We start from the raw sequence: 22,930 nt of genomic DNA, 5'->3' as shown, positions 1-22,930 counted from the left end.
CTCCAGGGTCGAGCCATAGGCGCGGCAGTCGCGATAGACGCTGCCGGCGCCGAAGGCGGACATCGACATCATCACGAGCTTCGGATTGATCTTGCTCAGCACCTCGTAGCCGAGGCCGAGCTTCGGCAGCACCTCGACCGAATAATTGTCGACCACGAGATCGGCATCGGCGAGCAGCCGCTTGGCGAGCGCGAGGCCCTTCGGCCTTGTCAGGTCGAGCGTGATGCCGCGCTTGTTGCGGTTCATGATGCAATAGCGCACCGACTTCTCGTACATCTGCTCCAGCACATAGGCCGGGCGGCGATCGACGCCGCGCCACCAGTCCGGATACTGGATCGCCTCGATCTTGATGACGTCGGCACCGAGATCGGCGAGCGTGCGGGTGCAGATCGGCCCGGCCCAGCCCATCGAGAAATCGACCACGCGGATGCCTTCGAGCGGCAGGCGGTTGGCGGCGGCCGGCTTTGGTGCGGCCGCGCGCGGCGCAGCCTCACGCTTCGCCTGCTGCTCGCCGACGTTGGGAACCCGGCCACCGCGCAACGGCGGCGTGCCCGTCAGCCGCTGCATCGTGCCGGCGCTGAAGCCGCTCTCCTCACCGATCGTGATGGGCACGATGGCGCCGCGCGCCCGCTTCTCCTCATCGGCGATCAGATCCGAGATCTCGGGCACAGGCACGATCGGAATCTTGCGCTTGAGGCCTTCGGCGAACCATTCCTGCGCGGTGCGCTGCTTGAGCCTCGGCAGGATCTTGCCTTCGATATCGGCAACATGCTGCAGCCGGTCGACACCGAGGAACAGCGTCGGATCGTCGCGCAAATCCAGCAGCCCCAGCATCTCGCAGAACGAGCGCCACTGCGCAGGGGTCACCGTGGTGACGCCGAGCCAGCCCTGCTTCGTCTCGTAGATGCCGACCGGAAAGGTCGGCCAGAACCGGTTGACTCCGATCCGCCGCATGATGTCGCCGCGCGAGAACGCCTCGAACATGATGTATTCGGTGACGGCGATGCTCGCCTCGAACATGCTCAGGTGGCTCGCGCGGCCGCGCCCATCCTGCATGCGGCCGAGCACCGAGGAGCTGGCCGCGATGACGCCCCAGAGCCCACCGAGGATTCCCGTCTGGAAATCCGGCGCGTGCATTGGTGGTCCCTGCTCCGGACCGACCAGCTTCACGAGCCCGGTCAGCGCGCGAATGGTGGCATCCGTCGCGGCAAAATTCGCGTAGGGACCGCGATCACCGAACCAGGAGAGATCGAGATGGATCAGGCCGGGATTGTCCCGCTTGATCGCGTCAAGATCGATATCGGGACAATCCGCCGCATCGAGGCCGCGGCCATCGAGCAAAATGTCGCACACGCCGATTAGCTCGCTCAGCCGCGAGGCAGCGCGCGCGTCGTTCCTGTCGAGCATGACGCTAGATTTGTTGAAGTTCAGAAACGCAAACCACGCGCTCTGCCCGCCCGGCGTGAGCGGCGCGGCGCGGCGAAGCGGATCGCCCTGCGCCGGCTCGATCTTCTGCACGTCAGCGCCGAAATCGGCAAACAGCCGCGCGCAATAGCTCGTCGCCGCCGCGCTTCCGATCTCGATAATCCGCAGATGCGACAACGCGCCCATCACGCTTCCCCGCCAACATGACCAGCCGATGACAGCGACTGATTCAGATTTTTTGTTAGGATGAACTTGAAGCCGCGCCGACTGTGTGATGCAAGTGGAATTTTCTTCCGCTTGACGGAATTCGCGAGATTGCCGCAGCACTTTGCATCAAGCGTGCGCTGACGGTCTGCCGCCGTGCGGTTGACGCATTGCTCGATCCGCTATTGTGCTCTCTTCGACATCAACAAAAGCCGGGCGGGAAACCATGAGCAAATCAACCACAATCAAAAGCGTCGAAATGCTCGCCTGCGATGCCGGCTGGCGGAATTATCATTTCGTCAAGGTGACGACCGCGGACGGGCTGGTCGGCTGGAGCGAATATGACGAGGGCTTTGGCGCGCCCGGCGTGACGGCGGCGATCGAACGGCTGTCGGCTCGGGTGGTCGGCAAGAATGCGTTCCAGCATGAACGGATCTATGCGGAGCTGTTCGCCGCGACGCGTCCGGCCGCCGGCGGCGTGGTGGCACTCGCGCTTGGTGCGATCGAGAATGCGCTGCTTGACGTGAAAGCCAAGGCGCTGGGCGTGCCCTGCTACGACCTGCTTGGCGGCAAGATCCGCGACCGCGTGCGGGTCTACTGGTCGCATTGCGCGACGTGGCGCATCAATCATCCGGACTGGTACAAGCCTGCGATCACCGATCTCGACGGCGTCAAGGCGATCGGACGCGAGGTGCGCGAGAAGAAATTCACGGCGATGAAGACCAACATCTTCGTCTACACCGACGGCAAGCCGCAAGGATGGCGGCCTGGCTTCGGCTCGCCGTTCGAGCCGGAGATCAATGTCGACCGAACCGTGCTGCGCAATCTCTGCATGCATCTCGAGGCGATCCGCGACGGCGCGGGGCCTGACGTCGATCTGCTGCTCGACCTCAACTTCAACGCCAAGACCGAGGGCTATCTCAAGATCCTGCGCGCCATCGAGAAGATGGACATGTTCTGGGTCGAGATCGATACCTTCAACCCGCAGGCGCTGGGCTATATCCGCCGCCAGAGCCCGCACCCGATCTCATCCTGCGAGACGCTGCTCGGCCTGCGCGAGTTCCTACCCTATTTCACCGAGCAGGCGATGGATGTCGCGATCATCGACACGCCGTGGAACGGGGTGTGGCAGTCGATGAAGATCGCCAGCGCCGCCGAGCATTTCGAGGTCAACGTCGCGCCGCATAATTTCTACGGCCACCTCTGCACCATGATGAACGCGCATTTCTGCGCCGCGGTGCCCAACCTGCGGATCATGGAGACCGATATCGACCGCCTCGCCTGGGACCACGAGCTGTTCACCCATGTGCCGGAGTTCGTCGACGGCCATCTCGTGATTCCGGATCGCCCGGGCTGGGGCACCGAACCGAACGAAGAAGGCCTGCGCGCCCATCCGCCGAAGAACAAGGGCGGGCTGTTGAACTACGGGCTGAAGAGGTAGGGACGATTGCACCGGCCCTCACCCCAGTCGTCCCGGCGAAGGCCGGGACCCATAACCACCGCCGGGTGACGTGAACGGGATTGTGGCTCCAGCGGAGCGCAACAAAACGCAGATGTGGCAATGGGTCCCGGCCTTCGCCGGGACGACGTGAACTAATTGTCGTCCCTGACCGTCGTGAATGCGCTGTCGACCACGTCGCCGATCGGTTGCCAGGCGTTGCCGTCGAACTGCACCAGCCGCATCTGCTTGATCGGGCGAAAGTCCTGGGGGCTGGTGTTGATGACGATCCCCGGCAGCGCGACCGGGGTCTGGTAGTTCTTCAGCGACGCCGCCTGCCGCATGATGTTCTCGCGTGACAGGTCGTCGCCGCATTGGCGCAGCACCTGGAGCAGCGTGTCCGCCGCGGCATAGCCGAACACGGCGTAGAGATCGTCCTTGTCGCCGTCGGGGAAATACTTGTTCATGAAGGCGAACCACGCTTTGATGTGCGGATCCTCCTTCCAGGAAGCATCGCCGGCATCTTTCAGGAACGAGGTCGAGATCACGCCCAGCGAATTCTGCAGGCCCGCCGGCCGCAGCGCACTGGCGATCGAGGCCGACGCGTTGTCGAGGATGAACACCGGGTGCCAGTCGAGATTTGCGGCGCTGCGGATCGCGCGCGCGGCGATCGCCGGCGCACCATCGAACACCAGGATGTCGGCGCCGGTCGCCTTCAATATTCCGAGCTGGTTCTCGATCCTGGTCTCGGAAGCGTCAAAAGCGAGATCGGCGACGATCATCCCCGCGGTGGCGCCGAGTCCTTCCTGCAATCCCTTGAACAGGTCGCGGCCGAACTGATCGTTCTGCCAGAGCACGGCAATCTTGCGGTCGGGATAGGCAGCCTGGATGTAATTGGCATAGATTCGCCCCTCGGCACGGAAAGTCGGCTGCCAGCCCATGGTCCAGGGATAGGGTTTGGGTTCCGCCCACGCCTCGTCGCCCGAGGCGACGAAGAGCTGCGGGACCTTCTTCTCGTTGAGATAGGTCCGTGTCGCCAGGTTGTCGGGCGTGCCGAACGAACCGAACATCAGTTGCACGTTCTGCTTCTCGACGAGATCGCGCGTCTGCTCCATCGCGGTCTTCGGATTGGAGCTGTCGTCGACCGAGATGAACTTGATCTTGCGCCCGTCGATGCCGCCCTGCTGGTTGATCATGTCGAAATAGGCCGCTTCCGCCCGCCCGATGGTGGCGAACGCCGCGAGCGGGCCAGTGTAGGGCATGATGTTGCCGATGCGGATGTCGTTATCAGCGGCGGCCGGCGGCCCTTGCTGCGCACGCGACGGCGCGGCGACAAGCAGCAGCGCACCCAGGGCAAGCGAGAGCGAAAGCGCGGTTTGTGATCCTGTTTGCATCAACATCGCCATAAACGCCGGCAACGTGACCGGCGCTCCCTCCCGAGCGAGGTCAACCTTATCGCCCAAGGCAACGCCGGAAAAATGAAATGTTGATGGCGGAGCTCCGCTCAACGCAATGTTATGTCGAGCCAGCCGAGCGCATTGACCGTAACGCGATCGTCCGTATCGATCAGGACTGTCGTGGTCTCGGCTTCGATGATCGCAGGGCCCGTGAGCGATTGGCCGGGCTTGAGATCGTCAAGCGCATAGACCGGTACCTCGCGCCATGCGCCGAACCAGGCCTGCCGCTTGCCGCGCGGCGCGCACGGCGCTGAAGACGCGACCTGGCCGGCATCGCCGGCGCCTTGCGCAACCTTGCCGATCGCGGCGACGCGGGCGTTGACGAACACGACCTCCTGCCCGCGCGAGGCGTAGGTGTAGAGCTCCTCGTGGCGGCGATGAAAGCGGTCCTCGATCTGCGTGACCAGATCGGCGGCGGCAAGATCGAGGTCGCCGAGCGGCACATCGATCTCGAACACCTGCTCGCCATAGCGCATCTCCGCCGAGCGCTCGATCGCGATATCGCCCTTGAACCAGGAGCGCAGCCGCCCCGCGGCCTGCTCCTCCAGCCCGGCGTAGAGTGCACGCACCTCGTCTGCGGAAATCCGCCCCGTGCCGTAATGGGTGCGGCTGACCTCGTAGCGCAGGTCGCTGGTCAGCATGCCCCAGGCGGACAGCACCGAGGCGACCGTCGGCACGATGATGCGCTTGATCTCGAGCTCGCGCGCCACTTCCGCCGCATGCATGCCGGCCGCGCCGCCGAAGCTCAGCAGCGCGAATTTGCGCGGATCGACGCCGCGGCGCAGCGTCATCAGGCGGATGCCGTCGGCCATCTTCAGATTGATCATCTTGTAGATGCCGGCCGCCGCCTCGAGCCGCGACAGATCGAGCGCCGCCGCGATCTGATCCACCGCAGCCTCGGCCGCGGCACGATCGAGCGGCCGCGCACCGCCCATGAAGGCGGCGGCATCGAGATAGCCGAGCACGACATTGGCATCGGTGACGGTCGCGGCCGTGCCGCCATTGCCGTAGCAGGCCGGGCCCGGTACCGAGCCCGCGCTCTCCGGCCCCACCCGCAGCGTGCGGCCGCCGTCGACGCTCGCGATCGAGCCGCCGCCGGCCGCGATGCTGGCGATGTCAAGGCTGCGCAGCGCGATGCGCTGGCCCGCGAGCATGCCGTCGGCGGAGAGCGAGGCCTGGCCGTCAGCGATCAGCGAGATGTCGGTCGAGGTGCCGCCCATGTCGAACGGCACCAGATCGGGAATGCCGAGCATGTCGGCGCAGCGTCGGCTGCCGGAAATGCCGCCGGCCGGGCCCGACAGCACCGTGCCTGCGGCGAGCCGCGAGGCCTCGTCCACCGGCGCCATGCCGCCATGCGACAGCACGACGAACAGCGAGCCCTTGAAGCCGGCCTCATGCAGGCGCTGCTCGAGATTGGTGAGATAGCGCCGCACCGTCGGCTCGACATAGGCGTTCACGATCGTGGTCGAGACGCGCTCATATTCCTTGATCTGCGGCAGCACGTCGCTCGAGCGCGACACGCTGACGTCGGGCAATTCCTCGGCGAGGCGCTCGACTGCGGCGAGCTCGTGCACCGGATTGAGATAGGCGTGCAGGAAGCAGACCGCGACCGAGGTCGCACCGGAGCGCTTTACATCGGCGATAGCGCTATCCAGCGCGGCAGCGTCAAGTGGGATCACCGCGCTGCCGTCAGCCTTCAGCCGCTCGTGCACGCCGAAGCGGCGCTCGCGCGGCACCAATGGCTCGGGCGGCGGCGTACGCAGATCGTAGCGGTCCGGCTTCAATCCTTCGCGCATCTCGACGACGTCGCGATGGCCCTCGGTGGTCAAGAGCGCGACCCTGGCGCCCTTGCGCTCCAGCAGCGCATTGGTCGCAACCGTCGTGCCGTGCACCAGGCGGTCGGTCTCGGCGAGCATCGCCGCGCGCGTCACGCCGAGGCGACGCGCAAGTTCATCGAGGCCGGCCATGACGCCGATCGACTGATCGGCCGGCGTGGACGGTGATTTCGCGAAGATGGTACGCCCGGTCTTGTCCGTGGCAACCAGGTCGGTGTAGGTGCCGCCGACGTCTACCCCAATCGTGAACATGCTCGCCTATACCGCTTTCGAAACCACACCCTGCGCGACATCGCGCGCACGCGCCTCAGTCGATCGTTTTTCGGGCGGTCCCCAGCCGCCGCCACCGGAAGAGCGGATCTCTAGGCAATCGCCGGGGCGAAGCTCGATGCCGACCTCCTTGGTCTTCAGCACGCGCGGTTCGCGGCCTTCCGAGAGCAGGCGATAGTGATGCGGCTCGCCGTCCTTGCCGCCGAGCATGCCGCAGGGACCGTGACGTGCGCCGTCGCCAGCGGTGTTGCCCTTGGCGGGCTTTGCCGTCTCAAGCACCATGTCGAGCGCAACGCCGAGGCCGCCGCGATGCTGGCCGTCGCCACCGGAATCCGCGCGAAATTCGTGCTGGCGGAAATGCAGGGGAAAGCGCACCTCCGCGACCTCGATGCTGCCGAATTTGAGGCCGCCGACCGAGTGCCATTCGCCGATCGACGAATAGCCGTCGCCGCCCGGCGAAGCGCCGCCGCCGGGCCGCGCCTGGAACATGTGCCAGATGAAACTGCGTCCGTTGCGCGGGTCCTCGCCCTGGATCGCGATGCGGAAGCGACGACCCCATCCGCCCATCACACGATCCGGACAGCACGCCGACATCGCCTTGATGATCGCTTCGACGATCTCGTTGGAGGGATGGCTGGTGCAGAGCGTCACGGGGCGGCCTGGATCGGCCCAGACGATGGTGCCTTGCTTGGCCACCACCTTCAGCGGCCGCAGCGCGCCGGTGTTCTTGGGGATGTCGGCATCGATCAGATAGGCAAAGGCCATTGCGACCGCGGCCTGCATGTTGGCATGCGAGGAATTGACGAAGCTGGTCGACTGCGGGTCGGAGCCGGTGAGATCAACCTCGATGTCGCTGCCCTTTTTCGTCACCTTGGCCGCGATCTTGATGTCGGTCCGGCCGTGGCCGTCGTCGTCGAGCAAGGCCTCGCCATGGAACACGCCGTCCTTCCAGGCCGAGACCACGGCGCGGGTCTGCTGCTCGGTGGCATCCAAAATCGCCTCGATCGCGGCCTCGACGACCTCGACACCGAACTCGCTGAACAGTTTTGAGACCCGGCGCTCGCCGAGATGCGCGGCGCCCAGCATCGCGGCGAGGTCGCCGCGGAATTCTCTGGGGTTGCGGATGTTCAGCGCCAGGAGATCGAGCAGGTCCTCGCGCGGCTTGCCGGCCTCGTACAGCTTGATCGGCGGAATGCGGATGCCTTCCTGATAGATCTCGGTGGCGCCGGGATTGTAGGCGCCGTGGGTGGCACCGCCGATGTCGCTCTGATGCGCGCGTACGATGGTCCAGAGCAGCCGCTTGCCGCCGTCGAAAACAGGCACGAAGGCGGTGAGATCGGGCAGATGGCTGCCACCCTGATAGGGGTCGTTGAGCAGGATCACATCACCGGGCGCGACGTCCTTGAAGCGCTCCTCGACCGCCAGCGTCGCCCAGGGCAAAGCGCCGACATGGACCGGAATGTGATCGGCCTGCGCGATCAGCCGACCGCGCGTGTCGCAGATCGCCAACGAGAAATCGCGGCTGGAGTTGAGTATCTGGGAATAGGAGGTGCGAAGCATGGCCTCGCCCATTTCCTTGACGATCGACGACAGGCGGTGCTGGACGACGGAGCGGGTGATGGGATCGATCTTGGCGGACATTTTTGCCTTGTTGGCGCGTGGGATGCGCTGATTGGTGATTTGTACCGGTCGATCTGAAAACGAGGCCCCACTCTATAGCCAGACGTCTTTCGACCGCAAACCGGCCCAACCACCCGCCGAGGGCATTCCCATCGATCAGCAAGTCGTGATCGAAGATCTTCTGTCTTCCGGCGGAATAGAACCCACCCGACTGCGTCCCACCCATGCAAGCCGATGGCATTCGAGGGAATGGGCCACGCGGACCGGCCTCGGCCGGGCGGCGCGCAGCCCTTCCCCTGCAACCCGAGGGGTGAACCGATGATCCTGCGTTCCTTCAAACCCGGCCTCGGCGCCGCGCTGCTCGTCGCGCGCGTCCTGGTTGCCGTGGCCGCTTCGCCGGTTGTGCTCGCGAAAGAAGCGCATCAGCCAGCCCAGAAGGCGCCGACGGCGGAGGAAAGCGCATTCCTCGCCGAGAACGATGCCGCGATGAACAAGATGATGGCTGACATGGCCGCCAAGCCGAGCGGCGACATCGACCGCGACTTCGTCGCGATGATGACGCCGCATCACCAGGGCGCGATCGACATGGCCGTGATCGAGCTCCGCTACGGCAAGAACGAGCAACTCCGCCGCATCGCGCAGGAGATCATCGTCGACCAGAAGCAGGAGATCGACGCGATGAAGCTCGCGATCGGCGAGCCGGTCACCGCATCTGCCCCCGTCCCGACGCAACCCGCTCCTCCGGCGGCTGCGCCCACGCACGACCACATGAACATGTCCCACGAGATGAAGAAGTAGGAGCTCGACGCGATGAACCACCAATTCCTGAAGACCCTGTTGGCCACGACCGTGGTTGCGATGTCGACGTCCGCCTTCGCCGGCCAGGCACCCGGTGCAGCGGCCGCGCCAGATATTCCGATCAGCCACCACGACCGCGTCTTTGCCGCCGAGCAGTTCTCCAACACGGTCTCCGTCACGGATCCCGTCGACAACAAGCTGCTCGGCGTGATCCGGCTGGGCGATCCGCAGCCGGGCAATTTCAGCCCGCTCTACAAGGGGCAGGTGCTGGTCCACGGCATGGGCTATTCGCCGGATCACCACACCCTCGCCATCGTCTCGATCGGCTCGAATTCAGTGACTTTCATCGACACGACGACAAATGCGGTCAAGCACGTCACTTATGTCGGTCGTTCCCCCCATGAGGCGTTCTACACTCCCGACGGCAAGGAAGTGTGGGTCACGGTTCGCGGCGAGAACTATATCTCCGTCATCGACGCGCAAAGCTTCAAGGAGATGATGCGCATCGAGGTGCCGGCCGGGCCCGGTATGCAGATCTTCTCGCCCGACGGGAAATACGGCTACATCTGCTCGTCGTTCAATCCGGAGACCGACGTGGTCTCGGTCGCCGATCATCAGATCGTCGCGAAAGTGAAGCAGGAAAGTCCCTTCTGCCCGAACATCGCAGCGACGCCCGACGGCGAGCAGGTCTGGTTCACGCTGAAGGATATCGGCAAGACGCAAATCTTCAACGCCAAACCGCCGTTCAACCCGATCAAGACGATCGACACCGGCCCGATCACCAACCACGTCAATTTCGCGAAGACCCTCAAGGGGACCTTCGCCTACGTCACCATCGGCGGGACCAACCAGGTCAAGGTGTACCGCACCGACGACTTCTCAGAAGTCGCCACCATTCCGGTTGGCAACCTGCCGCACGGCATCTGGCCATCCGGCGACGGCACGCGGGTCTATGTCGGGTTGGAGAATGCCGACGCGCTCGCTGCGATCGACACCGCGACCAACAAGGTGATCGCCAACATCCCGATCGGCCAGGCACCGCAGGCGATTGCCTATGTGCCGGAAGCCGCTCCCAATCCGAACGACCGCCAGAACCTGCAAAGCCTCGGCGTCGCCGGCCAGGTCGCGCACCTCACGCTGGCACCGAAGAAAGAGGCGAAGGGCGAGAAGCCGCCGACCAGCGTGTCGCTGTTCGAGCAGGGCCTGATCCAGGTTCTGCAGGCGTCCGTCACCGGCCTCGAGCCGAAGCAGCACTATGTTCTCGCGCTGGCCGGCAAGGCCGACGGGACGGGCGCGGTCGAGCCACTGGCAGCCTTCATGACCAACCCTGTCGGCTCCGCGATCGTCAACGCGACTGGTCCAATTCGGCAACTCGTGCAAAACTCTGCCAAGGCCGAACGACGCTACCTGGTCATTGCGCCCGGCGAGCCGTCGAAGCCCGGCGCGGCCGTGCAGGTCCAGACGCCATGAGCGACATGCTGCACCAGATCGAGCCGGTCATTCCCGCGTTGCGCCGCTATGCGCGCACGCTGGTCCGCAACCACGCGGCGGCCGACGATCTGGTGCAGGACTGCCTGGAGCGCGCGGTCCGTCACTGGAACCAGCGCCGCGACGACGGCAGTCCACGCCCCTGGCTGTTCGCGATCCTGCACAACCTTGCCGTCAACCAGTTCCGTCGCACGGCCTCACGCGGCCGACACGTCGGAATCGACGAGGTGTCCGACCATGAGGTCGGGCAGAACGCCGTGCAGGAACAGAAACTGATGTACCAGGACGTCATCGAGAAGCTCGCCAAACTCCCCGACGAACAACGCGCCGTACTGCTGCTGGTGGCCGTCGAAGACCTGACTTATGCAGAGGCCGCCAGAGTGCTCAACATCCCGATCGGCACCGTCATGTCGCGCCTGTCACGGGCGCGCGAGAAACTCCAGCAGGAAATCGAAAGGTCCGCCGCCGGTCCGCCGGGTAACGTGGTGCAGTTGCGGAGCCACTCATGAGCAATCGCCCTATCACCGAAGATGATCTGCACGCCTATGTCGACCGCGCCCTCGAGCCTGAACGCGAGGCCGAGGTCGCTACCTATCTGGACAAGCATCCGGACGTGGCGAAACGTGTCGCGGCCTTTTCCGACCAGCGCGATCTCCTGCGGTCGGCGCTGTTGCCGATCGCCGAGGAGCCGCTGCCGCCGCAGCTCAATCTTGCCCGGATCATAGAGAGCCAGCGCCGCCGTCCCTCGTCATTCCGCTGGGCGGTCGCGGCGATGCTGATGCTCTCGATCGGCGGCCTCGGCGGATGGGTGATCCGCGGCGCGACACAACTGCCGACGAGCGGACTGACCGCGCTGGCCCAGGAGGCAAGTGAATCCTACAAGGTGTACGCCTCGGATCGCATCCGGCCGGTCGAGCTGCGCGACAGCACCGAGCTTGCGCAATGGGTCTCCAGCCAGCTGCGCCAGCCGATCAAGCTGCCGGACCTTTCGCAGTCGGGATACCGTTTCATGGGCGGACGTGTGGTGCCGACCGCGCACGGTCCCGCGGCCATGTTCATGTACGACGACGATCGCGGCGACCGGCTTGTCGTCCTGACACGCCCCATGACGACAGATCAGAACGAACCGATGGCCCCGCTGTCGAGCGGTGATGTCGCCGGCTTCTCCTGGGCTGACCGCGGCATGGGCTATAGCCTCGTGGGGCCACGCCGAGACGACTCCTTGCGGCCGCTTGCCAACGAGATCCGCAAGCAGGCCCGGACGATCTAGACCGGGATGAATTTTGGTTGAATCGGCTCGCCAAGGTTTCGGATCACCTCTCCCCGCCGGGAGAGGTCGGATTGCGCTCGGCGATGCGAAGCATCGTCCGGAGCAATCCGGGTGAGGGCTCTTGCTCTCTCGATAGACCGTAACCCCTCACCCGATTTGCTGCGCAAATCGACCTCTCCCAAGGAAGAGGTGAAGGGAGAGGTGATCCTTCGACGTCGTTCCAGCTCAACCTGATCTCATCGCGCTTTAGCTGCTCGAAGCCTTCGTGTAGAGGAAGAACAGCACGGTCCCGATGGCCAGCACGCCTGCCATATACAGCAGCACCGCGGGCAATCCGTACAGCGCCGCGACGCCGGCGGTGCTCGACTGCATCAGGGCAGCGCCAAGGAAGAAGGCGAGATTGACCGCCGACAACGCCTTGCCGGTGTTCTGGGGGGCGACGAGCTGTCGCGTCATGCCGTAGAGCAGCGGTTGCGCCGAGGTGACGAAGCCGATCAGGATCAGCAGCACGAGATCATATTGCGACGGCATCGCGGCGACGCCGAACAGGTTCGAGACCGGAAAATGCGGTGCGCCCGCCGCCATCAGCACGAACAGCAGCGCCGCAAGCGCATGGCTGCCGCCGACCACGGCGCGGCGATGCCCGAACTTGCGATCGAACAGGCCGATGCAGATCGGCCCGACCGTCATCGCCAGCGTGAACAGGCCGAGCACATTGCCGGCCTCGATGCGGCTGAGGCCCTTCACGTCCATCAGCCACGGTCCGCCCCACAACGCACGCAGCGCCAGCACGACGCCGAGCGAGACCAGCGACAACGCGATCACTCCGCGCAGACCGCGCGAAACGCCGAGCCGCAGCACCTCGGTCATCTGGTGCAGTGGCGAGGAGTCGTCCGCATGCGCCGCGGGCTGCTGCGGCACCAGCGCAAACACCGCGATCAACACGGCAACGCCGATCGCGGCTGACCCCCAGAACCCCGCCCGCCAGCCGAGCTGGTCGACGACGAAAGCGAGCGGGCTCGACGACAGCAGCATGCCGGTGTTGCCGATCGAGAGGATCAGCCCGGACCACAGCCCGAACTTCGCCGCCGACATCTGCTTCGCCGCGAGCGTCATCGGGCACATCAGCATGCCCGACGTGGCGACGCCGAGCAGGAGTTGCCCAAGCAGGAAGGTGGACGGCCCGACCGCGAGCGCCGAGACGATCGCGCCGACAATCGTTCCGGCCAGGAGGCTGAGCGACACCGGACGCACGCCGAAGCGATCCATGGCGGCGCCGACCGGAACCTGCGCGGCGGCAAAGGAGAAATGATAGATCGAGGTGAGGCTCGCCAGCACCTGCGGCGAGGTGCCGAAATCCGACGCCATCAGGTCGAGGCTGATACCCGGAATCGTCCGCAGCAGCGTCGACAGCATATGGCCCGAGGCCAATGCCAGAAGTGCAAGAACCAATGCGCGGAAACCGATCCCCGCCTCTTCCGTTGCCGCCGCGCCGTCCACGATTCGTCCTATCCCAAAAATGTGGGGAGGGCGTAACATTATTGGGCAGCGGGTGCCAACTTTTGAGGCACCGAGCAGTCGTGGCCGGGCTCGTCCCGGCCATCCACGTCTTTCTTCAAGGAGGAGCCCAAGACGTGGATGCCCGGCACAAGCCCGGGCATGACCAACTTGGGCGTTACTGCTTGTGGAACACCAACGTTCGAAGCTCGATGCTCTCGCGCGGCGCGGCATCCGCCGGTGTGGTCGGATCGATGAAGGCGGTGTGCGGCCCGAAGCGGGTGCGGCCGTCGGTTGCCGAGTCGTAGCACTTGAGCAGGATCGCCTCGTCCGGCGTCATCTCGGGAATGTAGAACCAGCGATGATTCGGATTGTACTTCACCGAATAAGTCTCGCCGCTGCGGTTCGGGTAGATCAGATCGGAAGCGATGAGATCCTCCGGCGCGATCGTCGTGCCGTCAGCCATCGCGAGCGGTGAATCGCGCAACGGTCCACGGATCGGGCGCCACAGGTTGATCACCTGCACGCGGCCCTTGACGAGCTCCTCGGCCTCGTTGGGCAGATGTTCGAACACCCGGTTGTGGCCGGAGACGGCGGTCTGGTCGACATGGACGCGGGTCGCGGGCTGCCGCGGTCCGGCGCCTCTGACATCGGCGGCTCCGTCCACGCGCTTGCGCACGGTGTGGTCGAAGATGAAGACCCGGTCCGCCTTCAGCGTCGCCTTCAGGAAGGCTTCGACAGCGGGGTAGTAGACGTTCCGGACTTCATTGTCGTCGTAGAAGTTCTTGACGATAGTCGGATGCTTGACCAGCGCAAATCCCTCGCGGTCGAGCGAGAAACTGTCTGATATCAGGCGCCCGTCGAAGATCGGGACATTGTGAGGTTCGGGCAGCGCGGTGGATTTGGGTTCGCCGGGCGGCGGGTCGAAAGCATAAGTCCGGGGCTTGCCCGGCGTCGGCGCGAGGTAATTCAGTTCAGCGGTAACGAACGGCAACGACTCGATGCGAGTTTCTTGAAGGCCCATGGTGATTTCCCCGGACTCGATTGTTCATGTGTTTGATTTTGGCGACGCCAGGGCGACCGGCAAGGCCGTTGCGAAAATAGCAACGTTGCGGTTTTGCAGGGCGACGTACGGGGAATATCCTTGTCGAGGGCCTATACGCCAAGGAACGGATATTTTTGCGATCACGGGTTCGTTAGCCGTCACCGCATAGCCTGTGCTCGCCCCTCATCCTGAGGAGCTTGCGAAGCAAGCGTCTCGAAGGATGTAGGCCGTAGACGGGGCCTCATGGTTCGTCTGGCGATGCGAAGCATCGTCCAGAGACGCGCGTTCCGCGCTCCTCACCATGAGGGGCTAGTCGCAACCAGATGCGCAACGCTACAGCCCCGCGCCCTTCTCGACGGCTGCCGCGAACGACCGGTCGACGATGTCGGCCGCATTCACCTTCTGCCGGATCAGACCCCAGCGGTCATAGAGATCGATGGTCTTCTGCTCGTCGGCCACGACACTGTCGTCGATCGGCACGATGCGGATCTTCGCCCGCGTCAACCAGTTGAGCGGCACCGCGGGCGGGATGTTCATCAGTTTGCCCCAGGTCGCGGCGTAGCTCTCGACATTGTTCTGCGACCAGGCGCGCGCGGCGGCGAGCCGGCGCACGAAATCCTCGAGCTCGGCGCGCTTGTCCTTGATGGCATCGGGCGTCGCCACCTGGAAGCCGAGACCGGGCGTGATGCCGTCGGCCGTGATGACGCGGCGCGACTTGAACAGCACTTCTTCCTGGCTGACATAGGGCTCCCAGGTCGACCAGGCATCGATCGAGCCTTGCGAGTACGCGACCTTCGCGTCCGACGGCGCGAGGAACACGATCTGCACGTCGCCGGCCTTCCACCCACGCGACTCCAGCGCGGCGAGGATCAGCTGGTGGCCGATCGAGCCGCGGCCGGTTGCGATCTTCTTGCCGCGCAGATCGTCGAAACTCTTGATCGCGGACTTCTCCGGCACCACGACCGCAAGCCCCTCGCGCGACTGGCGCACAGCGGCGATCGCCTTGACCGGAACCTTGGCGGCGGCCGCAAAGGTGAAAGGCGCGTCGCCCACCAGGCCTGTGTCGATCGCGCCCGCGCCGAGCGCCTCGAGCAGCGGCGCGGCGGCGGCGAACTCCTTCCATTCGATCTTGTAGGGGATGTCCTTGAGCACGCCGGCCGCTTCCATCACGGCCTGCGAATTGCCCTTCTGGTCGCCGACGCGCAGCGTGGTTTGCGCCGCCGCAGCGTCGATCCCGGCGAACGCAAGCGCCGCCGCAACAATCAACCGGATCATTCCGCGGCGATCCCGCGCTGCTCGTCGCGCGCCGCGATCAGCTTCCGCGTCAACGGAATCAACTCGCGGCCATAGTCGATGGCATCGACCAGCGGATCGAAGCCCCGGATCAGAAAATGGTTGATGCCGAGATCGTAATAGTCGCCGAACACCTCGGCGACCTGCTCGGGCGTGCCGACCAGCGCGGTGGTGTTGCTGTTGGCGCCGGTGAGCTTGGCGACCTCGGTCCACAGCCGTTTGTCGATGCGGGTGCCCTGATCGGCAAGCGCCAGCAGGCGCTTGGCGCCGTCAGTCGCGTGATTGGGGCGGCGGTAGCCGGTCTTGTCCTGCAGCGCGGTGGCGCGCTCCAGGATCGCGTCGGCCTTCTTCCACGCCTTCTCTTCGGTGTCGGCGAGGATCGGCCGCACCGACAGGCTGAAGCGCGGGCTCGGCCGGCCGTATTTGGCGGCAGCCGCACGTACGCGCGCGGTGACGTCACGAACCTGCGCGTAGGACTCCCCCCACAGCGAGAACGTATCCGCATGCTTGCCTGCGACCTCGACCGCGGCATCCGAGCCGCCGCCGACGAAGGTGTAGATGCCGCCCTTCCGAAGCGGCTTCACCTGCGAGAAGCCGTTCTCGACGTTGTAATACTTGCCGCTGTAGTTGAACGGCTTCTCGCTGGTCCATTCCAGCCGAACGACATCGAGGAATTCGCTGGTGCGGCCGTAGCGCTCGTCCTTGTCGTCGAGCGTGTTGCCGTCCTGACGCAGCTCGATGGCGTTGCCGCCGGTGATGACGTGAAGCGAGACGCGGCCGCCATAGAGCTGGTCCAGCGTGGCGAGCTGGCGCGCCAGCAGCGTTGGCGCAGTGAAGCCAGGGCGCTGCGCGATCATCACCTTCAGCGTCTTGGTGATGGTCAGCACGTGCTGCGCAACCTGCAGCGCATCGGGCGTCGTCGAGTGGAACGCCAGCAGCGCGCGGTCGAAGCCCGCAAGCTCATGCGCCTTCGCGACGGTCTCGATATAGGGCGGATCGAGCACCGGGCCGGAGCGGACGATGGTCTCGGACGCGTTGTTGTTGGTGATGAAGCCGATGAACTCGACCGACATGGGAGAAACTCCGGTTCGTTGACTGTTGTTATCAGACGCCCAGCGCGAGGCGTCCGGCGGAGATACGGGTGGCATCGTCTTGCGGGGTATGGACGCGGCCGCACAGCACGTCGCGATAATGCCGCTCCAGCGGATTGGTTCGCGACAGACCGTGATTGCTGGTCAGCGACAAGGCATCCTCCACCGCTTTGACGGCGTTATTGGTCACCGTCAGCTTGACGATGTTAGACTCGATCGCCGAGAGCTGGAAGCCGTCATCGAAATCGGCAGCGAAGCTCTCGATCAGCCGCGCGTTGACGGCCAGCCGCGTCTCGATACCGCCGACGACTTCCTGGAAGCGCGGCAATGTCGCCAGCGGCGCGCCGAGATTGGCCGGCACCCGCTCCTTCAGAAAGGTCACCAGCCAGTCGCGCGCCGCGCGGGCAATGCCGTCATAGATCGCGGCAATGAAGATGGCGTGCACCGTCGCCTGCGTGAAATCCGGAACCTTCCAATCGTCGGGCTTGCGAACGTCGATCTCATAATCCAGCGGAAACACGACATCGTCGAAAATCACGGTGTGGCTGCCGCTGGCACGTAAGCCCAGGTGATCCCAAGTTTCCTCGATCCGCGTCCCCGGCAACCCGGCGGGAACCAGGAATATTCCGACCCGGGTCTCCAGCTCATCGGTCTTGGCCCAGACCGCGTACCATTTCAGGATCGGCGCGCCGGTCGAATAGATCTTCCGGCCGCTCAGCCGCCAGCCGGTCTCCGTGCGCCGCGCGATCGTCGTCGGCAGGCCGCCGCGCGCCGGCGAGCCAAGCTCGGGCTCGACGCGCAATGCGTTGATCAGCGCGACGCCTTCGACCGTCTCCTTCGCGAGCTTGCGCGAGAGCCGGCCGGGCCAGCGCGTGCTCCGGGCCATCACCAGATGCTGGATGTAATGCATCGACAGCACGAGCGCGGTCGACGGATCGGCCCTGCCGATGATGCCTAGCACGCGCGCGGCTTCGCCGGCGCCCGCCCCGACGCCGCCGAGCGCTGCCGGCACGGTCAGGGCCAGCAGTCCTTCGCGCGAAAGGTCCGCGAAATTCTCGAACGGAAAACTCGCGTCGCGATCGTGCGCCGGCGCACGCGCTGCAAACGACTCGGCGAGCCGCAGGGCGCGCACGATGTACTGGAGCTCGCTCGCCTGCGGAGCCTCCTTTGCGACTATGGTCACCACGTCGCCTCCAGTCCGAGCAGGCCGAGGATCTGCTTGCGGAGCTCGGCGAGATAGGGATCGCCGCGATGCCGCGGATAGGGCCGCTGCACGGCGATGTCGGCCTTGATCCGCGCCGGACGATCGGAGAGCACGATCACGCGGTTGGCGAGCACCAGCGCCTCCTCGACGTCGTGGGTGACCAGCAGCGTCGTAAAGCCCTTGCGCTGCCAGAGCGCGACGATCTCGGACTGCATCGCGATCCGCGTCAGCGAGTCGAGCTTGCCGAGCGGCTCGTCGAGCACGAGGATCTTCGGATCGTTCACCAGCGCACGGGCCAGCGCGACGCGCTGCGCCATGCCGCCGGAGAGCTGGTGCGGATAGGCATTGCGGAAGGACGACAGGCCGACCAGGTCGATCGCATCATCGACCCGGTGCCGCTGCGTCTTCAGAATGCCCTGCGCCTCGAGCCCGAGCGCCACATTGTCCCAGACCGAGCGCCACGGAAACAAGGTGGGATCCTGGAACACGACGACGCGCGACGGATGCGGGCCGGTGATGCGGGTCTCATCCTCGCGCAGCACGCCGGCGCGCGGCCTCTCGAGGCCGGCGACCAGCCGCAGCAGGGTCGACTTGCCGCAGCCGGATGGGCCGAGCAGCGCGACGAACTCGCCCGGCGCGATTGCCAGACTCACATTGTCGAGCACCGGCAGCGTTGCGCCGTCGATATCGAAGGCGTGGCTGACGCCTTCGATATCGAGCTCGGCGCCCACGGCCGGATAGGTGATCGCCTCGGCGGCGGATTGCACTACCATTTGACGACACCCTTCTGCCAGACCAACAGGCGGTCGCGGGTGCGGAACAACAGCGTGATCGCGCCGGAGCAGAGCAGCGACATCACGATCAGCGCCGCATACATGTTGGCGTAGGCCGCCCAGCCCTGCGCCCATTGCAGGTACCAGCCGAGCCCGGCCTTGACTCCGATCATCTCGGCGACGACGAGCACGGCAAAGGACGAGCCGAGCCCCATGAACAGACCGACGAACACATGCGGCAGCGCTGCGGGGATTGCCACCTTCAGCACCAGGAACGACGGCTTGGCGCCGAGTGTGCGCGCAACGTCGTAATAGGCGCTGCTGACGCTCGCCACGCCCGACCAGGTCAACACCGTCACCGGAAATCCGGTAGCGAGCGCGATCAGGAAGGTCGAGGCGCTCCAGCTCGACGGAAAGCTAAAAAAGGCGATCGGCAGCCAGGCCGTGGCCGGCAGCGGGCCGATGAAGCGCAACACTGGATGGATCCAGTAGCCGGCCTTCTGCGACCAGCCGATCGAAACACCGGTGACGAAGCCGATGGTCGCCCCGATGATGTAACCGCCGAGCTGCAGCTTGACCGAGGCGAACACGCTGTCGAGCAGTTTCGGCAGATCGTCGGTATATACTTCGAGGATCGACTGCGGCGGCGGGAAGAACGGCAGCGGCAGCCAGGCAAACTTCGCGGTAGCGACCTCCCACAGTGTGAAGAGCGCACCGAGCGCAACCAGCCACGGCGCACGCTTGCGCAACGCCTCGCCCGGGCCGCCGAGATAGTCTGCGCCGAAGGTCCCGAACAGCACGAAGGCGGCAATGACGATGGCGCCGATGCCGAGCGAATCCGTCCGCGACCAGTCGCCGACATCCGGCCAATAGAGACATGACAGCCCGAAGGCCAGCCATGCCAGGCTTGCGGCGAGCCCGATACCGTAGCTGCCCGAGAGGTTCGAGAGCGTCACTGCGGCACGCGGCGCAGGCGCGGCCGCCGCGTCAGACACTGAATAGGTCGACATAGATCCGCTCCGCGAATTTGGCCGTGTCCGTACTTTGCTTGAACACCTGCACGGTTTTCAGGTCGTCGGCATAGTCCTTCAGCTCGCGCTTGAGCGCCTCGCCGGTCGGGTGATGGCGATGGGTGTGGTAGCGCACCATGCCTTCGAGGTCGGCGAGGCTCGCCGCTTTCGGGGCGTAGGGCTGGAACGACTTTGCCGCTTTGTCCGGATTCTGCGAGGTGAACATCGCGGCATCGAGCAGCGCCTGCGTGATCGCCCGCGCGACTTTCGGCTCTTCGCGCACCAGGCTGCCGCGCACGCCGACGATGCAGCAGGTGCGGTCGCGATACGCGCCGTCGAGATTGGAGGCGACTTCCTTGTATTGCGGATCCTTCAGCCAGAGATAGGCCAGCGGATCCGACGACAGGAACGCCTGCACCTCGCCCTTCTCCACCGCAACGTTGAGCAGATTGCCGGGATAGGCGCGCCAGTCGACATCCCTGACCGGATCGATGCCGAGCTTGGCGAGCTGGATCGAGAAGAAGTTCTTGTCGGGCCCGGCGAGATCGCCGACCGCGACAATCTTGCCCTTGAGGTCGGCGAGCGTGTCGACACCGGAGTTGGCGCGGGTCAGCACCCGCATGCAGCCGCCATGGGTGCCGGCGGCGATCTTGACGTCAAAGCCCTGCTCCAGCGGCTTCAGCCAGCGCAGCGCCATGCCGAGGCCGGCGTCGCTCTTGCCGGTGGCGATCGCTTCCAGCAATTGGTCGGTCGAGCCGGAATAATTGACGAGCTCGACGTCGAGATTTTGCTTCTGGAAGAAGCCATGGTCGATCGCGACCGGCAGCGGCGCAAGGCAGACCGCGCCGGCGTTCCACGACAGTTTCAGCTTGCGCGGGGCGCCGGTCAAAGGCGGCGCGTCGGACGCCGTCTTGCAGATCGGAAACTCGGAGACGTCGATCGCGGGCGCGACCGCACGTGGCGTAAAGGCTTGCGCGCCGAAAGTCCCGATCGGCGCAGCGAACGCCGCGGCGGCTCCCGCGCGCAGCAATGTGCGGCGATCCATCACCGTCTTCTTGTTATCGACAGACATATTCACTCCTGCATTTCGGCAAGGCTCTGCCCCCACGCGCAAAACCTCTCGGTCTGCACGCCCGTCGTTCGAAGCTCATGTTCTAGAAAAAGCGGATTTCTCCGGCGCGATTGCACTCAAAGCAACACGCAAATGATGCGGCGCGATAGCGGCATCGTCAATGAAATGGAATTTCGAATGTAACGCGCGCGAAAGACGTTATCTCCCCGATGGCATTGCGCGACGATGAAACGATTTCCGGCGATCGATGCACTGACTCGCATCTCGCCGGCACGGCCTGCACAGCATTTCAGCGTCTTCGGCCAGCAGGCGTGACGCCTTCTACGAACGCATCGTTTGACGAGCGAGTCGTTGCCGCAAGGGCAGACAATTCAGTTATCCGTTTCATTGACGGCGAACAGGCCGCTCATAGACTTGATCGAACGTTGACGCGCTTCCCACGCAGCAGCGAATGAATCGGAAAGAAACGGACATGCACAAACTCACCCGCCCGAGGTCTCTCCACTCCCTCACCCGCCGCACGGCAGCCGCACTGATCACGGCGGCAATCACGTTGTCGACATCGGTCGCGGCCTTCGCCGCCGACACGATCGTGCTGCACGTCGGCGACCAGAAGGGCGGCAACCGCTCACTGCTGGAGATTTCCGGACAGGCGAAGGACCTGCCCTACAAGATCGAATGGTCGGAATTCCCCGCGGCCGCGCCGATCCTCGAAGCGCTCAACGCTGGCGCACTGGATGTCGGCTATACCGGCGATCTCGCCTTCCTCACGGTCTACGCCGCCGGCGCGCCGATCAAGGCGATCGGCGGTACTCGCGCCGACCCGAAGACGCAGGCGATCCTGGTTCGCGCGGACTCGCCGATCAAGACGGCCGCCGATCTCAAGGGCAAGCGGCTGGCCGGCACCCGCGGCGGCTGGGGCCAGTTCCTGATCGACGCGACGCTGGAGAAGACCGGCAACAAGATCGAGGACGCGACCTTCGCGCCGCTCGGCCCGGTCGACGCCAAGATCGCGCTGCTCGCCGGCTCGATCGACGGCTGGGCGGTCTGGGAGCCCTACGTCTCCTACGCCAAGCTGAAGGACAACGCGCGCGTGGTCGCCGATGGCGACGGCCTGACGCCGACCGTCACCTTCATCGTGGCTTCCGACAATGCGATCGCGGCCAAGCGCGCGGCGGTGCAGGACCTGGTGCAGCGGCTGAACAAGGCGCGGCTGTGGTCGCTCGACCACCTCGCGGAGTACGCGAAGAACACGGCCGACCTGACCAAGCTGCCGGAGGACGTGCTACTCGCCGCCTATACCGCGCAGAAGACGAGCCCGATCGTGATCGATGAAGCGGTGGTGAAGGAAGTCCAGGAGGCCTCCGATCGCGCCACGCGCTACGGCATTCTTGCGAAGACACTGGATGTCGGCAAGGCCGTGGATCGCAGCTTCACGGCCGGCGCGAGCCTGAACTAGCCGGCGATCTCTTCACCTCCCCTTGAAAAGGGAAGGTCGGATTGCGCGCAAGCGCAAGCCGGGTGGGGATCCTGCTTCCACGAACGCGAGCACCCGTGGAGAGCAACCCCCACCCCACCCTCCCGCTTTCAGGGGGAGGGAGCCAGACAGCGGGTGCTCACCTCACCCCACGCCTGAACGGAGATGCCTCATGTCGGGCCCGCTCCATCTCGCTCTGATCGTCGCGGCGCACCTGACCTGCATAATACTGCTGGTGCTGCTGTCGGTTTAAGCGCAGCCAAACACCGCAACGGATCATCCTCGATGGTAACCGCAGAACGACCGGTGTTTGTGATCGAGACGCGTCACGACGCGGCATTCGCGTTCGAGGCCGCGAGCCTTGTGCAGGCGCTGGAGCTTCTGCAGACGCCGTGGCTCGCCGCGGCCCTCGATGACTTTCACCGCCGGCACCAACGCACATCGAATCGTTGCGAACCTGCCCGCATCCGCGCGGCAACTGCGGCGGAAGCCGCACTCTATCGCGGCCTCGCCGATGAGTTTGCCGATGGCTCCAATCGCTTCCTGGTCGCGGAATTGCCCGACGAGCTCTAAAGCGGGATGAGTTTTGGTTGAATCGGCGCGGCCTCGGTTCAACTCTCCCCGCCGGGGAGAGGTCGGGTTGCGCTCGGCGATGCGAAGCAT

19 protein-coding genes are annotated in these 22,930 nt (G+C 65.1%); 7 read left to right on the top strand and 12 right to left on the bottom strand.

Features of this window, described 5'->3' with window-relative positions:
• The coding region (locus tag AS156_RS26345; protein WP_245313071.1) for a CaiB/BaiF CoA-transferase family protein at positions 1-1,611 on the bottom strand (1,611 nt) is incomplete at its 3' end.
• A 244-nt stretch (positions 1,612-1,855) separates the two neighbouring features.
• Between AS156_RS26345 and AS156_RS26340 the strand changes: the two genes are divergently transcribed.
• Positions 1,856-3,070, top strand: coding sequence for a mandelate racemase/muconate lactonizing enzyme family protein (locus tag AS156_RS26340; RefSeq protein WP_066510551.1), 1,215 nt, complete (start codon positions 1,856-1,858; stop codon positions 3,068-3,070).
• A gap of 152 nt (positions 3,071-3,222) precedes the next feature.
• Here AS156_RS26340 and AS156_RS26335 read toward each other — a convergent pair whose 3' ends face one another.
• The 3 genes from AS156_RS26335 to AS156_RS26325 all read right to left on the bottom strand — a co-directional run bounded on the left by AS156_RS26335 (position 3,223) and on the right by AS156_RS26325 (position 8,270).
• Entirely contained in the window at positions 3,223-4,461 is a 1,239-nt protein-coding gene (locus AS156_RS26335; RefSeq protein WP_066510639.1) for an ABC transporter substrate-binding protein, read from the bottom strand.
• Positions 4,462-4,571: 110 nt separating this feature from the next.
• A complete protein-coding gene (locus tag AS156_RS26330; protein WP_066510548.1) occupies positions 4,572-6,611 on the bottom strand; it encodes a hydantoinase/oxoprolinase family protein in 2,040 nt (679 codons plus the stop codon).
• Positions 6,612-6,617: 6 nt separating this feature from the next.
• On the bottom strand, positions 6,618-8,270 hold the full coding sequence (locus tag AS156_RS26325) for a hydantoinase B/oxoprolinase family protein (RefSeq protein ID WP_066510545.1): 1,653 nt from the start codon (positions 8,268-8,270) through the stop codon (positions 6,618-6,620).
• 297 nt (positions 8,271-8,567) lie between these two features.
• Between AS156_RS26325 and AS156_RS26320 the strand changes: the two genes are divergently transcribed.
• From AS156_RS26320 to AS156_RS26305, 4 genes are read left to right on the top strand one after another with little or no spacing between them, the layout of a single operon-like run.
• Positions 8,568-9,047, top strand: coding sequence for a DUF305 domain-containing protein (locus tag AS156_RS26320; protein WP_066510542.1), 480 nt, complete (start codon positions 8,568-8,570; stop codon positions 9,045-9,047).
• Between the two features lie 12 nt (positions 9,048-9,059).
• On the top strand, positions 9,060-10,517 hold the full coding sequence (locus tag AS156_RS26315; protein ID WP_066510541.1) for a YncE family protein: 1,458 nt from the start codon (positions 9,060-9,062) through the stop codon (positions 10,515-10,517).
• Positions 10,514-11,044 (top strand): RNA polymerase sigma factor, encoded by a 531-nt coding sequence (locus AS156_RS26310; RefSeq protein ID WP_066510535.1) that lies wholly within the window; start codon positions 10,514-10,516, stop codon positions 11,042-11,044. Before AS156_RS26315 ends, AS156_RS26310 begins: the two co-directional genes overlap by 4 nt.
• Positions 11,041-11,805 (top strand): anti-sigma factor family protein, encoded by a 765-nt coding sequence (locus AS156_RS26305; protein ID WP_066510534.1) that lies wholly within the window; start codon positions 11,041-11,043, stop codon positions 11,803-11,805. Before AS156_RS26310 ends, AS156_RS26305 begins: the two co-directional genes overlap by 4 nt.
• A gap of 246 nt (positions 11,806-12,051) precedes the next feature.
• Here the strand turns inward: AS156_RS26305 and AS156_RS26300 are convergent, their stop codons facing one another.
• From AS156_RS26300 to AS156_RS26265, 8 genes are all read right to left on the bottom strand, one after another.
• Positions 12,052-13,305, bottom strand: a complete 1,254-nt coding sequence (locus AS156_RS26300) for an MFS transporter (RefSeq protein WP_245313070.1) — start codon at positions 13,303-13,305, stop codon at positions 12,052-12,054.
• 175 nt (positions 13,306-13,480) lie between these two features.
• The gene (locus AS156_RS26295; RefSeq protein WP_066510524.1) at positions 13,481-14,326 is read right to left on the bottom strand and encodes a CmcJ/NvfI family oxidoreductase; all 846 of its coding nucleotides are present in this window, start codon (positions 14,324-14,326) and stop codon (positions 13,481-13,483) included.
• Between the two features lie 354 nt (positions 14,327-14,680).
• Positions 14,681-15,622, bottom strand: coding sequence for an ABC transporter substrate-binding protein (locus AS156_RS26290; protein WP_066510522.1), 942 nt, complete (start codon positions 15,620-15,622; stop codon positions 14,681-14,683).
• On the bottom strand, positions 15,619-16,713 hold the full coding sequence (locus tag AS156_RS26285) for an LLM class flavin-dependent oxidoreductase (protein WP_066510520.1): 1,095 nt from the start codon (positions 16,711-16,713) through the stop codon (positions 15,619-15,621). The genes AS156_RS26290 and AS156_RS26285 overlap by 4 nt, the downstream gene beginning before the upstream one ends.
• A 31-nt stretch (positions 16,714-16,744) precedes the next feature.
• Positions 16,745-17,917: an acyl-CoA dehydrogenase family protein gene (locus tag AS156_RS26280; RefSeq protein ID WP_066510517.1), complete on the bottom strand. Its 1,173-nt coding sequence runs from the start codon at positions 17,915-17,917 to the stop codon at positions 16,745-16,747.
• Positions 17,911-18,708: an ABC transporter ATP-binding protein gene (locus tag AS156_RS26275; RefSeq protein ID WP_066510514.1), complete on the bottom strand. Its 798-nt coding sequence runs from the start codon at positions 18,706-18,708 to the stop codon at positions 17,911-17,913. The genes AS156_RS26280 and AS156_RS26275 overlap by 7 nt, the downstream gene beginning before the upstream one ends.
• Positions 18,702-19,718 (bottom strand): ABC transporter permease, encoded by a 1,017-nt coding sequence (locus tag AS156_RS26270; protein ID WP_066510512.1) that lies wholly within the window; start codon positions 19,716-19,718, stop codon positions 18,702-18,704. Before AS156_RS26270 ends, AS156_RS26275 begins: the two co-directional genes overlap by 7 nt.
• The gene (locus AS156_RS26265) at positions 19,696-20,790 is read right to left on the bottom strand and encodes an ABC transporter substrate-binding protein (protein ID WP_066510510.1); all 1,095 of its coding nucleotides are present in this window, start codon (positions 20,788-20,790) and stop codon (positions 19,696-19,698) included. Before AS156_RS26265 ends, AS156_RS26270 begins: the two co-directional genes overlap by 23 nt.
• 472 nt (positions 20,791-21,262) lie before the next feature.
• Here AS156_RS26265 and AS156_RS26260 point away from each other — a divergent pair, with 472 nt between their 5' ends.
• Positions 21,263-22,249 carry an ABC transporter substrate-binding protein gene (locus tag AS156_RS26260; RefSeq protein WP_066510636.1) on the top strand — a complete coding sequence of 329 codons (987 nt, stop codon included), beginning with the start codon at positions 21,263-21,265 and terminating at the stop codon, positions 22,247-22,249.
• Between the two features lie 303 nt (positions 22,250-22,552).
• On the top strand, positions 22,553-22,840 hold the full coding sequence (locus AS156_RS26255; protein WP_066510508.1) for a hypothetical protein: 288 nt from the start codon (positions 22,553-22,555) through the stop codon (positions 22,838-22,840).
• Positions 22,841-22,930 lie beyond the last annotated feature (90 nt).

Source organism: Bradyrhizobium macuxiense (assembly GCF_001542415.1).
Classification (GTDB): domain Bacteria; phylum Pseudomonadota; class Alphaproteobacteria; order Rhizobiales; family Xanthobacteraceae; genus Bradyrhizobium; species Bradyrhizobium macuxiense.
This window is presented reverse-complemented; position numbering and strand designations above follow the sequence as displayed.